At 70.7% G+C, this 12,686-nt stretch carries 12 protein-coding genes and 2 pseudogenes; 8 read left to right on the top strand and 6 right to left on the bottom strand.

Features of this window, described 5'->3' with window-relative positions:
- The first annotated feature begins 40 nt into the window (after positions 1–40).
- The gene (gene secF, locus CCR87_RS02115; protein ID WP_201155697.1) at positions 41–1,021 is read left to right on the top strand and encodes a protein translocase subunit SecF; all 981 of its coding nucleotides are present in this window, start codon (positions 41–43) and stop codon (positions 1,019–1,021) included.
- Between the two features lie 22 nt (positions 1,022–1,043).
- Positions 1,044–1,319 (top strand): annotated as a pseudogene (locus CCR87_RS02110) (Mth938-like domain-containing protein); the annotation flags it as partial.
- Between the two features lie 61 nt (positions 1,320–1,380).
- On the opposite strand, the pseudogene CCR87_RS02105 reads toward CCR87_RS02110, so the two are convergent.
- From CCR87_RS02105 to CCR87_RS02095, 3 genes and pseudogenes are all read right to left on the bottom strand, one after another.
- Positions 1,381–1,881 (bottom strand): annotated as a pseudogene (locus CCR87_RS02105) (YggS family pyridoxal phosphate-dependent enzyme); the annotation flags it as partial.
- Between the two features lie 5 nt (positions 1,882–1,886).
- Positions 1,887–2,147, bottom strand: coding sequence for a porin (locus tag CCR87_RS02100; protein WP_201155695.1), 261 nt, complete (start codon positions 2,145–2,147; stop codon positions 1,887–1,889).
- A gap of 149 nt (positions 2,148–2,296) precedes the next feature.
- Entirely contained in the window at positions 2,297–3,349 is a 1,053-nt protein-coding gene (locus CCR87_RS02095) for a porin family protein (protein WP_201155692.1), read from the bottom strand.
- 325 nt (positions 3,350–3,674) lie between these two features.
- Between CCR87_RS02095 and CCR87_RS02090 the strand changes: the two genes are divergently transcribed.
- The 5 genes from CCR87_RS02090 (at position 3,675) to CCR87_RS02070 (ending at position 8,919) form a co-directional block, all read left to right on the top strand.
- Complete coding sequence (locus CCR87_RS02090) at positions 3,675–4,196, top strand: DUF3576 domain-containing protein (RefSeq protein ID WP_201155690.1); 522 nt, start codon at positions 3,675–3,677, stop codon at positions 4,194–4,196.
- Between the two features lie 77 nt (positions 4,197–4,273).
- Positions 4,274–6,823, top strand: coding sequence for a leucine--tRNA ligase (gene leuS / locus CCR87_RS02085; protein WP_201155688.1), 2,550 nt, complete (start codon positions 4,274–4,276; stop codon positions 6,821–6,823).
- Entirely contained in the window at positions 6,810–7,313 is a 504-nt protein-coding gene (locus CCR87_RS02080; protein ID WP_201155686.1) for a hypothetical protein, read from the top strand. The genes leuS and CCR87_RS02080 overlap by 14 nt, the downstream gene beginning before the upstream one ends.
- Complete coding sequence (locus CCR87_RS02075; RefSeq protein WP_201155684.1) at positions 7,310–8,326, top strand: DNA polymerase III subunit delta; 1,017 nt, start codon at positions 7,310–7,312, stop codon at positions 8,324–8,326. Before CCR87_RS02080 ends, CCR87_RS02075 begins: the two co-directional genes overlap by 4 nt.
- A gap of 5 nt (positions 8,327–8,331) precedes the next feature.
- A complete protein-coding gene (locus tag CCR87_RS02070) occupies positions 8,332–8,919 on the top strand; it encodes a glutathione S-transferase family protein (protein WP_201155683.1) in 588 nt (195 codons plus the stop codon).
- Here CCR87_RS02070 and CCR87_RS02065 read toward each other — a convergent pair.
- Together CCR87_RS02065 and CCR87_RS02060 are read right to left on the bottom strand one after the other, a co-directional pair.
- Complete coding sequence (locus CCR87_RS02065; protein ID WP_201155681.1) at positions 8,916–9,548, bottom strand: MarC family protein; 633 nt, start codon at positions 9,546–9,548, stop codon at positions 8,916–8,918. The two genes, CCR87_RS02070 and CCR87_RS02065, sit on opposite strands and share 4 nt — an antisense overlap.
- Positions 9,549–9,560: 12 nt before the next feature.
- Entirely contained in the window at positions 9,561–11,417 is a 1,857-nt protein-coding gene (locus CCR87_RS02060) for an ABC-F family ATP-binding cassette domain-containing protein (RefSeq protein ID WP_201155679.1), read from the bottom strand.
- A gap of 146 nt (positions 11,418–11,563) precedes the next feature.
- Between CCR87_RS02060 and ndk the strand changes: the two genes are divergently transcribed.
- Positions 11,564–11,986: a nucleoside-diphosphate kinase gene (ndk, locus tag CCR87_RS02055; protein ID WP_201155678.1), complete on the top strand. Its 423-nt coding sequence runs from the start codon at positions 11,564–11,566 to the stop codon at positions 11,984–11,986.
- Between the two features lie 79 nt (positions 11,987–12,065).
- Here ndk and CCR87_RS02050 read toward each other — a convergent pair.
- A partial coding sequence (locus CCR87_RS02050) for an enoyl-CoA hydratase-related protein (protein WP_201155676.1) occupies positions 12,066–12,686 on the bottom strand: 621 nt, incomplete at its 5' end.

Raw genomic sequence — 12,686 nt, 5'->3', positions numbered from 1 at the left:
TGACCCCCCTGCCCGGCCGCCCCCAGCGAAAGGCCCCGCCATGTACCGCCTCAAGCTTGTCCCGCAGGACACGACGATCGATTTCTTCCGGCACTGGCGCTACACCTTCGGGGCGTCGCTGGTGGCCATGGTGCTGTCGATCGTGGTGTTCGCCATCGTCGGGCTGAACTTCGGCATCGACTTCCGCGGCGGCACGTCGATCCGGACCGAGGCCGAGCAGCCGGTCGACGTCGGCGCCTATCGCGATGCGCTGGGCCCGATGGGGCTGGGCGACATCGCCATCACCGAGGTCTTCGACCCCACCTTTGCCGACGACCAGAACGTCGCCATGATCCGCATCCAGGCCCAGGACGGCGACGAGAGCGTCAGCCCCGAGGTCGTCGCCCAGGTCGAGACGGCCTTGCAGGGCGTGGACCCCACGCTGCGCTTCACCTCGGTCGAATCGGTGGGCCCCAAGGTCTCGGGCGAGCTGGTGCGCGGCGCGATCATTGCCGTGACGCTCGCGCTGGCGGCGGTGCTCGTCTACGTCTGGCTGCGGTTCGAATGGCAGTTCTCGGTCGGCGCGGTGGCGGCCCTGGTCCATGACATCGTGCTGACCATCGGCATCTTCTCGATCCTCCAGATCCGCTTCGACCTGGCCATCATCGCAGCGCTGCTGACCATCGTGGGCTACTCGCTCAACGACACCGTCGTCGTGTTCGACCGGGTGCGCGAAAACCTGATCAAGTACAAGAAACGCCCGCTGAAGGAGGTGCTCAACATCTCCGTCAACGAAACCCTCAGCCGGACGGTGATGACCTCGGTCACCACGCTGCTGGCGCTGATCGCGCTGTTCGTGCTGGGCGGCGACGTGATCCGGGGCTTCGTGTTCGCGATGATCTGGGGGGTGATCGTGGGGACGTATTCGTCGGTCTTCGTGGCCTCGGCGGTGCTGCTGCGGCTGGGCGTCACGCGGGACTGGTCCAAGGACAAGGACGACACACCGGGCACCCAGTTCGCCACCTCCGGCAAAGGCGCCTGAACCACCGCAGGGGAGAACCACCATGGACCTGAGGGAAGTGCCGTTCGGCGGCCTCAAGCCCATCGAGGGCTACGGGCCGGGTTTTTTCCGCATCGGGGGCACGGTCTGGACCGGCCCGGTCATCGCCTGCGCCGATCGGGTGCGGGGCTGGGGCGGCTTCGACGACCTCGCCCCCCTCACCGCGCTGGTGGACGAGGTGGACGTGCTATTCGTCGGCACCGGCCGCGACATCGCCCCCTTGCCCGCCGATTTTCGGCGCACCCTCGAAGACGCCGGCGTGGGTGTGGAGATGATGGCCTCGGCCACCGCCTGCCGCAGCTACAACGTGCTCCTGTCCGAAGGGCGCCACGGCCACGCGGCGCCGGGTCCTCGTCCGCCGGGGGAATGCACATCAGGCCCACCACCGGCAGGTCCATCGCGCGGGCCTCCGCCACAAAGGCGTCGGCGTCGGCGGGCAGGACACCGGCCTTCTGCGGCTCGGCCCCGGTGTTGACCTGCACGAACAGATCGGGACTGGCGCCGCGTTCCTGTGCCAGCCGCGCAAAGGCCGAGGCGAGGCGCGGGCGGTCGAGGGTCTGGATGACGTCGAACAGCTCCACCGCCGCACGGGCCTTGTTGGTCTGGAGCGGGCCGATCAGGTGCACCTCCACCGCGCCGTAGCGGTCGCGCCAGCCGGGCCATTTGCCCTGCGCCTCCTGCACGCGGTTTTCGCCGAACAGGCGATGGCCCGCGTCCAGCACGGCCTCCACCCGCGCGTGGGGCTGTTCCTTGGACACGGCGATCAGGCGCACACTGCCCTGGGGGCGGTGGGCGGCGGCCTCGGCGCGGTGCAGGCGGTCGGCGATCTCGGACAGGGACATGCGCGTCAGTTCCGCGGGCCGCGGGTGGGAAACCGGCTGTCGCCCACCTCCAGCGTCATCAGGAAGCGCAGGCCGGAATCGGTCTCGCGCTCCAGATCGATCTGAAAGCGGCTCCCGGCGAGGAGTTCGGTTCGGCGCGCCGTGTCGGACGCGCCATCGTTGCGCACGACCCCCATCCGGGCGTCACCGCTGAAGCGGATCTCGGCCCCGGCGGGCAGGCCCCCAAGGGCAAGGCAGAGCGCGGCGGCGGGGACGGATCGAAGCATCGGCAACCTCCATGACCCCTCTGCCATAGCGCGCGGACGGGGGGCGCCTCAAGGCCCCGCGACCCTGCGGGGCCTGGCTGCGGCCCCCAACGGAAAAGAGCGGGCCAACGGCCCGCTCTCTCCCTGTCTGCCAACTTGTGATCCGGAGATCAGAAGCTGAAGAACATGCCGAAGTCGGCGCGGGTGTTGCTGTCCGACGTGCGGACAACACCGGTTTCGATCGAGGCGCCGCCGCCGAGGGCGTAGGACAGAGCAACGCCACCCGAGGTGCCGTTGAAGTCGGTCGCGCCGGGACGGTTGCCGCTCTCGTTGGCAACGAAGCCGAGCAGGGTGGCCTCGGGGGTCACGTCGAACGAACCGGCCAGGACGGCTTTCTTGACGCCGCGGCGGTCGGCAGCCTGCACGTTCACGCGGAACTGGTCGAAGTTAGCCCCGAACGTCGCGATCACGAGCTGGTTTGCAATCTTGGATTGCACGGTGCGCGGGCTGGTCACTTCCTGGAAGCCGATCGCACCGGTGTACTCGCCGAAGGTGTAGGCGAGGGTACCGGCAACACGCTCCTGACGCGCGATGTTAGTAGCGACGTTGACATTTCCCTGCGGGTCCACACGAAGCGCGCCAATCCCGGGGTTCCGGTCTGTGTAGGACAGCTGGGCGCGGAAGCCTGCGGCCGAGTAGACGACCTCGATACCGTTGCTCGCAGCGGGACCGGCGGCGCTGGAGCTGAATTCGTCCCAGACAAAGGGCGAGCCGGACATGTTGCCAGCCATGTTGTGGAAACCAAGACCGGCGAGACCGAGGCCGGCCGACTTGGAGCCGAAGTAGTGACCGGGCATGTCCGCGATGGCACCACCGATGTTGCCAATGCGGACGTCAAGCCCACCCCCACGAACGCCGAAGCGGGGAGCGGCAAACGAAACGGCACGACCGGCCCCACCAGCCAATTGCTGCCGACCATCGTTGCTGACGGTCTGGGCGCGTTGGAACACGTAAACGGTCGCACCGAAGTCGGTTTCAGCCGAGGCATTGATGTTCAGGCGGAAGCGGCTGTTGGTTGCAACTTCGCTGTTGTCGAAACCACCGGTTTCGCCTTCAATGAACTCGAAGCCGAAGCGAGCATAACCGCTGAGGTCGATGCCCTGGGCGGCAACGGGGGCGGCAACCATCATGGTCGCGGCCGAGGCAAGGAGGATCTTTTTCATGTTTCCCTCGTGTCTTGAAAGGACTTGCCCAACCCGGAAGGCCCAGTTTGGGTGTGCCTCTCTTTCGCCCCGCACGGCCTTCATTGCAAGTTGAAGCGCCCGGCCCGGCAACGACCGCCCGGCGGTGGTGCAGCTTTGCCACAGTCCCCCCCGGCGCCGTTGCAAGACAAGCCACGGGACCGGCAGGCGCCGCGCGGCCGGGCCGCCCGAGGGCGCGCGGGGGAGCTTTGCGCCGGGCGGCGCGCGCCGGTGCCGCGACGGCTTGTCCGGGGCCATGGCCTCGGCTACGACTCGGGGCGCAGACAGGGACTTGGGAGATCACGCGATGGCGGTGCGCAGGCAGGCACAGACATGGTCCGGCTGGCTGGTGGCCGGGGCGCTGACGGCGTCGCTTGCGGGCTGCGGCGGCGGTGGGTGGTTCGGCGGGTCCGGCGGCGCGCAGGGCACATCGCCGGACCCGACGATCACCGACGGGCGCGACCGCGAAGCCGCCCTTGCGGGCTCGGGCACGGTGTGGGACCTGTTCGTCAACGCCAGCCCCCCCGACACCACGGTGGAGGTCAACCGCTACCTGTGGAACGCGGCGCTGGAGGTTCTGGACTTCCTGCCGGTGGAGACGGTGGACCCGTTCTCGGGGGTGATCGTCACGGGCTTCGGCACGCCGCCGGGCGGGGGGCGGGCCTATCGCGCGGCCGTGCTGGTGAACGACCCGGCGATGGACGCGCGGTCGATCAACGTCGCGCTGATGACGCGGGCGGGCCCGGCCGACCCGGCCACCGTGCGCGCCATCGAGGATGCGATCATGACCCGCGCGCGGCAGCTTCGGGTGCGTGACGGGCGGCTGTAATCCGGACGGGCGGGCCGCTGGACCTCGGGCGTGCGCGCGATATAAGCGGGCGCGCAGCAGTCAGGAGCGAGGCAACCATGGCCCGTTACGATCCCGCCGAGATCGAGCCCCGCTGGCAGGACCAGTGGGACCGCGAGGGCAGCTTTGCCGCCCGGGCCGAGTCCAGCCAGCCGAAGTATTATGTTCTTGAGATGTTCCCCTATCCCTCGGGGCGCATCCACATGGGGCATGTGCGCAACTACACCATGGGCGACGTGGTGGCGCGCCACAAGCTGGCGCAGGGGTTCAACGTGCTGCACCCGATGGGCTGGGACGCCTTCGGGATGCCTGCGGAAAACGCCGCGATGGAGCAGGGCGGCCACCCCGCCGACTGGACCTATGGCAACATCCGGGACATGCGCGCGCAGATGAAGCCGCTGGGCCTGTCCATCGACTGGAGCCGCGAATTCGCCACCTGCGATCCGGAGTATTACGGCCAGCAGCAGGCGATGTTCCTCGATTTCCTGGAGGCGGGGCTGGCGTACCGCCGGGCCGCCGTCGTCAACTGGGACCCGGTGGACATGACGGTGCTCGCCAACGAGCAGGTCATCGACGGCAAGGGCTGGCGCTCGGGCGCCGAGGTGGAGCGGCGTGAGCTGACGCAGTGGTTCTTCCGCATCTCGGACATGGCCGAGGAGCTGCTGGACGCGCTGGACGGGCTGGAGCATTGGCCCGAAAAGGTCCGGCTGATGCAGAAGAACTGGATCGGGCGCTCGCGCGGGTTGCAGTTCGCGTTCTCCACCGTGGGCGCGCCCGAAGGCTTCGACCGGCTGGAGGTGTACTCGACCCGCCCCGACACGCTGCTGGGCGCGACATTCGCCGCCATCAGCCCCGATCACCCGCTGGCGCGCAAGCTGGAGCGGGACGATCCGGCGGTGGCCGCCTTCGTCGCCGAATGCCGCCGCACCGCCACCAGCGAAGAGGCGCTGGAGACCGCCGAGAAGGTCGGCCTCGACACCGGCATCCGTGTGCGCCACCCGTTCGACGAAAGCCTGGAGCTGCCGGTCTGGATCGCCAACTTCATCCTGATGGACTATGGCACCGGGGCGATCTTCGGCGTGCCGGCGCATGACCAGCGCGACCTCGATTTCGCGCGGAAATACGGGCTGGATGTGATCGACGTGTTCGAATCGCGCGATGCGCCCGCGCCGGTGGCCGACGTGGCCTTCGTGCCGCCCAAGACCGAGGCGGTGCGCTATGTCCGCGGCTTTGCCGGCGAGGAGGTCCAGACCGGCGAGGACGCCATCGCCGCCGCCATCGCGTTGTGCGAGGCGCAGGGCGTGGGCCAGGGCGTCACCCGGTTCCGGCTGCGCGACTGGGGCGTGTCGCGGCAACGCTACTGGGGCTGTCCGATTCCGGTGGTGCATTGCCCCGCCTGTGGCGTGGTCCCCGAGCGCAAGGAAAACCTGCCGATCCAGCTGCCGCGCGACGTCAGCTTCGAACACCCCGGCAACCCGCTGGAGCGGCACCCGACGTGGAAGCACTGCGCCTGTCCGCAGTGCGGCGGGGACGCCACGCGCGAGACCGACACGATGGACACCTTTGTCGACAGCTCGTGGTACTTCGCACGCTTCACCGCGCCGCGGGCCGACAAGCCCACCGACCCGGCGCAGGCGGGCTACTGGATGAATGTGGACCAGTACATCGGGGGGGTGGAGCATGCGATTCTCCACCTGCTCTATTCGCGGTTCTTCGCCCGCGCGATGATCGCCACCGGCCACCTGCCGGAGCATTGCCGCGAACCCTTCGGCGCGCTGTTCACGCAAGGGATGGTCACGCACGAGATCTACCTGACCCGCGATGCCCGCGGCCGCCCGGTCTATCACCTGCCCGAGGAGGTCGCGGACGGGCGCCTGATCGCGACCGGCGCGGCGGTGGAGGTCATCCCCTCGGCCAAGATGTCGAAGTCCAAGAAGAACGTGGTGGACCCGGTCACCATCGTGCGCGACTTCGGCGCCGACACCGCGCGCTGGTTCATCCTGTCCGACAGCCCGCCCGAACGCGACGTCGAATGGACCGCCGCCGGGGCCGAGGCCGCGTTCCGCCACCTCAACCGCGTCTGGCGGCTGGCGTCCGAACTGGAGGCCGCGCCGGAGGATGGCACCCCGGAGGCCGACCTTGCCCTGCGCCGCGCCGCCCACCGCGCCATCCGCGACGTCAGCGACGGGATCGAGGGGTTTGCCTTCAACAAATCCGTCGCCGCCCTCTATACCCTGACCAACGCGCTGCGCGAGACCACCGCCGGGCGCGCGGTCCGGGCCGAGGCGCTGCGCACCATGGCGCAGCTGATGGCGCCCATGGTCCCGCACCTGGCCGAGGAGGTCTGGCGCATGGCCGGGGGCACGGGCCTCGTGCTGGCGGCGCGCTGGCCGCAGGCCGATCCGGCGCTGCTGACGCTGGCGACCATCACCCTGCCGATCCAGATCAACGGCAAGCGCCGCTCGGAAATCGAGGTCGCCCGCGACGCCGACCGCGCCACCATCGAGGCCGCGGCGCTGGCCGACGAACAGGTCCTCAAGGCGCTGGCGGGCGGGACGCCGAAAAAGCTGATCGTGGTGCCGGGGCGCATCGTCAATGTGGTCGTGTGATCGCCGCACCCTGATGCTGGGGCTGGCGGCGCTGCCGCTGGCGGGGTGCGGATTTCGCCCCGCGCTGGCGCCGGGCGGACCTGCCGACGGGCTGCGCGGGCGCATTCGCGCGGACAACCCGGGCGACGATGCGGGGCTGGCCTTCGTCACCCGGCTGGAGGAACGGCTGGGCACCCCGCAGGCGCCCGGTTGGCGGCTGGGCTGGTCGCTGGGCATTGCCACCGAACGGCGTGGGCTGGTCGCGGAGCTGGGTGACTCGCGCGGGCAGATGATCGGGCGCCTCGACTGGACCCTGACGCCCGAGGGCGCCGACACCCCCGTGGCCCGCGGCACCGCCGAGCGCTTCGTGGGCTATTCCCGCACCACCTCGCCGCTGGCGATTCGCGCCGCCGCCGAGGATGCCCGCCGCCGCGTGGCCGAAATGCTGGCCGAGGCGGTCGCGTCGGAGCTGATCGCCACTGCGCCCGGCTGGATGGACAGCGCCCCGTGAAGCTGTCGGCACGCGAGGCCCCGAAGCTCTGGGCCGCCCCGCCCGACATCTGGGCGGGCGTTCTGATCTTTGGGGCGGATGCGATGCGCGTGGCGCTGAAGCGGGCCGAGGCGGTGGCCGCGCTGACCGGCCCGGACGCCGACACCGAAATGCGCCTGGCGCGCCTGCAAGGGGCCGATGTGCGCCGCGATCCGGCCGCCCTGTCGGACGCGGTCAAGGCGCAGGGGTTCTTTCCCGGCCCCCGCGCCGTGGTCCTGGAGGAGGCGGGCGACGGGCTGGCGGACACGGTGCGCGCGGTGCTGGCGGACTGGCGTGCGGGCGATGCGCGGCTGGTGGTGACGGCGGGGCAGCTGCGCCCGGCGTCGGCGCTGCGCAAGCTGTTCGAGGGGCACAAGGCCGCCCACGCGCTGGCCCTCTATGACGACCCGCCCGGCCGGGACGAGGTCGAGGCCATGCTGCGGGCGGCCGGGCTGGCGCGCCCCGATGGCCCGGCGATGGACGACCTGATGGCGCTGGCGCTGAGCCTGGAGCCGGGCGATCTGCGCCAGACCATCGAGAAGCTCGCGCTCTACAAGCTCGATGACGGATTGCCCCCCGCCCCCGAGGAGATCGCCGCCTGCGCCCCCGCCTCGGTCGAGGCGGCGCTGGACGAGGCGTTGCACTGCGCCGCCGAGGGGCGCGCGGGCGATCTGGCGCCGCTGGTGCGGCGGCTCGGCGCGCAGGGCGTGACCCCGGTGGCGCTGGCGATCGGCGCGGGGCGGCACTTTCGCCAGTTGCACGCCGCCTCCGCCAACCCCGCGCGGGGGCTGGCCGAGGTGCGCAACTTTCGCGCCCGCGACCGGATGCAGCGCCAACTTCGGCAGTGGACGACGCCGCGGCTGGAACAGGCCATGTCGGTGCTGCTGGAGGCCGACCTCGCGCTGCGCTCCTCCAGCCGGGCGCCGGCGATGGCGCTGATGGAGCGTGCCTTGATCCGCGTGGCCATGCTGGGCCGCACCCGACAGGAAAGGTAATCCCCATGTACACCGTCATCGGCGGCGTCCGCAGCCGCGCCGCCCGCGTCCTGTGGATGCTGGAGGAACTCGGCCAACCCTACGAGCATCTGTCCGCCGCCCCGCAAAGCGCCGAGGTGGCCCGCCTCAACCCCGCCGGCAAGGTGCCGGTTCTGGTCGACGACGGCACCGCGATCACCGATTCGACCGCCATCATCCAGTATCTGGCCGACCGTCACGGCGCGCTGACCCACCCCGCCGGGACGCTGGAGCGCGCCCGCCAGGACAGCCTGACGCAGTTCGTTCTCGATGAGTTCGATTCGGTGCTGTGGGTGGCCGCGCGCCACAGCTTCATCCTGCCGGAGGCGCTGCGCCACGAAGGCATCAAGGAGTCCTTGACGTGGGAATTCACCCGCTCGCAGGCCACGCTGGTGGAGCGGCTGGGCGCGGGGCCGTTCCTGATGGGCGACACGATGACCGTGCCTGACATCGTGCTGACCCATTGCGGCGTCTGGGCACGCGCGGCCAGGTTCCCGATCTCCGAGCCGGCATGGGAGGCGTATCTGGAACGGATGGTGGCCCGCCCGGCGTTCCGGCGCGCCATGGCGCGCTAGCCCACCACCCCCACCACCCCCAGCGCGCGCAGCCCGTCCAGCACGAACTGCACCGACAGCGCGGCCAGCAGCATCCCCAGCAGCCGCGTCACCACCAGCGTGCCCAGCCGGCCCAGCGCCCGCTCGATCAGCCCGGCGGCCAGGAACATCACGAAGACCAGCGCGACGACAGCCACCATGACCGCCAGCACGGCGGCGATCCCCAGCGGATCGCCCCGGGCCTGCCCGGTCAGCAGGATCATCGACGCCATCGCCCCGGGCCCGGCGATCAGCGGCATCGCCAGCGGAAACACCGACGGATCGGCACCGGGGTCTTCGTGGCCCGCCTTGTCCTCGCGCCGGGCGGTGCGGCGCTCGAACAGCATGTCCAGCGCGGTGAGGAACAGCAAAAGCCCGCCCGCGATCTGGAAGGCGGGCATGGAGATGCCGATGAAGCCCAGGATCTCCTCGCCCAGCAGGCCGAAGGCCGCCAGCAGCACCACCGACACCAGGCACGCCCGCACGGCGATCCCGCGCCGGGCGCGCGCCCCCAGCCCCTGGGTCAGCGCAACGAAGATCGGCGCCAGCCCGATGGGATCGACCACCACGAACAGCGTGACAAAGGCGGCAACGACAAAGCCCCAGTCCATACCGCCCCCCGGTTACGCGCCCTGCGCGCCCTCCAGCCGCTCCTGCGCGGCCAGCCACAGCGCCTCGGCGCGGTCCATGCCCTCCATCACCTCGGCGTATTTCTTCTGCCAGACGACGGCCTCCCCGGCCTTGCCGGGTTCATAAAGCTCCGGGTCGGCCAGCCGCCGCGCCAGCTTGTCGCGCATCTCCGACAGCTTCTCCACCCGCGCCTCGCAGCGGCGGACCTCGGCGCGCAGGGCGGCGATGTCATCGCGCGACGGGCGCGGGGCCTTGGGGCGCTCGGCCCGCTCGGCCGGTTTCTCGGCGGTGTCGGAGGTCAGCAGGCTGCGCCGGTACCCCTCCAGATCGCCCTCATAGGGGGCCACCCGGCCGCCCTTGACCAGCCACAGCCGGTCCGCCACCAGCCCCAGCAGGTGCATGTCGTGGCTGACCAGGATCACCGCCCCGGTGTAGGCCGTCAGCGCCTCCACCAGCGCCTCGCGGCTCTCGATATCCAGGTGGTTGGTCGGCTCGTCCAGGATCAGCATGTGCGGCGCGTCCAGCGTCGCAAGCAGCAGCGACAACCGCGCCTTCTGCCCGCCCGACAGCTGCGCCACCGGGGTTTCCGCCTGGTCCGCCATCAGCCCGAAGCCCGCCAGCCGCGCGCGCAGTTTCGGCTGCCCCTCGTGCGGGCGCATCCGTTGCAGATGCGCCAGCGGCGAGGCCTCCAGGTCCAGCTCGTCCACCTGATGCTGGGCGAAATACCCCACCCGCAGCTTGGTCGCGCGCGTGACCTGCCCGCCCTCGGGCGCCAGTTTCTCGGCCAGCAGCTTGGCGAAGGTCGATTTCCCCTCGCCGTTGCGGCCCAGCAGCGCGATGCGGTCGTCCTGGTCGATGCGCAGGCCCAGCTCGCGCAGCACCAGGGGGCCGCCATAGCCCACCGCCACCCGGTCGAGCGCGATGATCGGCGGCGCCAGCTCCTCGGGGGCGGGAAAGGTGAAGACGGCGCGCGCGGCATCCTCGGGGGCGGCAATCGAGGTCATCTTCTCCAGCATCTTCAACCGGCTCTGGGCCTGCGTGGCCTTGGAGGCCTGGGCCCGGAAACGGTCGACGAACTTCTGCATGTGGGCGCGGCGGGCGTCCTGCTTGCGCGCCTCGGCGGCCTGCAGGGCACGCCGCTCGGCGCGCAGCCGGGCAAAGTTGTCATAGCCGCCCGCGTACAGCGTCAGCTTGCGGTCCTCCAGATGCAGGATATGGCCCACGGCCCGGTTCAGCAGGCCCCGGTCATGGCTGATCAGCAGCACCGTGTGGGGATAGCGCGCAAGATAGCTCTCCAGCCACAGCGCCCCCTCCAGGTCGAGGTAGTTCGTCGGCTCGTCCAGCAGCAACAGGTCGGGTTGCGCGAACAGCACCCCCGCCAGCGCCACCCGCATCCGCCACCCGCCCGAGAAATCCGAGCACGGCCGCGCCTGCGCCTCGGTGTCGAACCCAAGCCCCTTGAGGATCGCCGCCGCGCGCCCCTCGGCCGACCAGGCGTCGATGTCGGCCAGCCGGGTCTGCACCTCGGCGATGCGGTGGGCATCCTGCGCGCCCTCGGCCTCGGCCATCAGCGCGGCACGCTCGGTGTCGGCCGACAGCACGGTGTCCAGAAGCGAGGTCGACGACGACGGCACCTCCTGCGCGACGCCGCCGATGCGGGCGCGCGCGGGCAATTCGATGCGCCCGCCCTCGGGCACCATCTCACCCCGGATCAGGCGGAACAGCGTGGTCTTGCCCGCGCCATTGCGCCCGACCAGCCCGACCTTGTGGCCAGCCGGAATCCGCGCCGAAGCGCCCTGGAACAGCGGTTGTCCCGCCACGGAGAAATTCAGGTCATCGATCACCAGCATGCCGTCTCCCTGACGCATGCACCCCGCGCCGTCAACGCGCTCCGCACCCGTGCCGGTCGGCTTTTCAAGCCCCGGACCCCATGGTAGGGGACGCGCGCAATCATCGCGGACGGGCCAGGCCCGCCGCCCATCCAGAGGCAGACCCCATGGCCATCGAACGCACCCTGTCCATCATCAAGCCCGACGCCACCGCGCGCAACCTCACCGGCCGCATCAACGCCAAGTTCGAAGAGGCCGGCCTGCGCATCGTCGCGCAAAAGCGCATCCATCTGACCAAGGACCAGGCCGGCGAATTCTACGCCGTCCACCGCGAGCGTCCGTTCTTCGATGAACTCACCGGCTTCATGGCCTCCGGCCCGGTCGTCGTCCAGGTGCTCGAGGGCGAAGGCGCCATCGCCAAGAACCGCGAAGTGATGGGCGCCACCAACCCCGCCGAGGCCGCCCCCGGCACCATCCGCGCCGAATTTGCCCAATCCGTGGGCGAAAACTCGGTCCACGGCTCGGACGCCGCCGAGACCGCGGCCGCCGAGATCGCCTACTTCTTCGCCGGCACCGAAATCGTCGGCTGATCCTGATCGTCCCCGCTTGCCCACCCTCGCCCGCCGATCGGAGCGCGGGCAGGGGCTTGCCCCACCGAGGCAAGGCGCCTCAGCGCCCCTCGAACAGCGCCGCGCGCTTTTCACTGAACGCCAGCACGCCCTCGCGGAAATCGCGGCTCTGGCCGCACCGGCCCTGGCGGCTGGCTTCCTCATCCAGATGCGGCTCCAGGTCCTGCCGCCAGGCCGACCGCATCGCCGCGCGCACCTCGCGATAGGCCAGCGTCGGCCCCTGTGCCAGTTGCGCCGCGCGCGACCGCCAGCGACTGTCAAAGGCGTCGTCCGGCACCGCTTCCCAGATCATGCCCCACTCGGCGGCCTGCCGCGCCGGGATCGCCTCGGCGAACAGCGCGGCCCCCAGCGCACGCGCCGGACCCACCAGCCGCGGCAGCATCCAGGTCGCGCCCGCGTCGGGCATCAGCCCGATCCGCGCGAATGCCTGCACGAACCGCGCGCTTTCCGCCGCGATCACCACATCGCAGATCAGCGCGAGGCTCGCCCCCGCCCCCGCCGCCGTGCCATTCACCGCCGCCACCACCGGCACCGGACAATCCGCGATGGCCCGCACCAGCGGGTGGTATTCATCGCGCAGCAACTGTTCCAGGTTCAGCGCCGCCACATTGGGCCCATCGCCCAGATCCTGCCCCGCGCAGAACGCCAGCCCCGCCCCCGT

Source organism: Rhodobaculum claviforme, assembly GCF_016653255.1.
Taxonomy (GTDB): Bacteria; Pseudomonadota; Alphaproteobacteria; order Rhodobacterales; family Rhodobacteraceae; genus Rhodobaculum; species Rhodobaculum claviforme.
This window is presented reverse-complemented; position numbering and strand designations above follow the sequence as displayed.

Excerpts from the sequence above, each read along its gene's own strand:
- secF (WP_201155697.1), top strand. The coding sequence starts at position 41 with ATGTACCGCCTCAAGCTTGTCCCGCAGGACACGACGATCGATTTCTTC.
- CCR87_RS02100 (WP_201155695.1), bottom strand. The coding sequence starts at position 2,147 with ATGCTTCGATCCGTCCCCGCCGCCGCGCTCTGCCTTGCCCTTGGGGGC.
- CCR87_RS02095 (WP_201155692.1), bottom strand. The coding sequence starts at position 3,349 with ATGAAAAAGATCCTCCTTGCCTCGGCCGCGACCATGATGGTTGCCGCC.
- CCR87_RS02090 (WP_201155690.1), top strand. The coding sequence starts at position 3,675 with ATGGCGGTGCGCAGGCAGGCACAGACATGGTCCGGCTGGCTGGTGGCC.
- leuS (WP_201155688.1), top strand. The coding sequence starts at position 4,274 with ATGGCCCGTTACGATCCCGCCGAGATCGAGCCCCGCTGGCAGGACCAG.
- CCR87_RS02080 (WP_201155686.1), top strand. The coding sequence starts at position 6,810 with ATGTGGTCGTGTGATCGCCGCACCCTGATGCTGGGGCTGGCGGCGCTG.
- CCR87_RS02070 (WP_201155683.1), top strand. The coding sequence starts at position 8,332 with ATGTACACCGTCATCGGCGGCGTCCGCAGCCGCGCCGCCCGCGTCCTG.
- CCR87_RS02065 (WP_201155681.1), bottom strand. The coding sequence starts at position 9,548 with ATGGACTGGGGCTTTGTCGTTGCCGCCTTTGTCACGCTGTTCGTGGTG.
- CCR87_RS02060 (WP_201155679.1), bottom strand. The coding sequence starts at position 11,417 with ATGCTGGTGATCGATGACCTGAATTTCTCCGTGGCGGGACAACCGCTG.
- ndk (WP_201155678.1), top strand. The coding sequence starts at position 11,564 with ATGGCCATCGAACGCACCCTGTCCATCATCAAGCCCGACGCCACCGCG.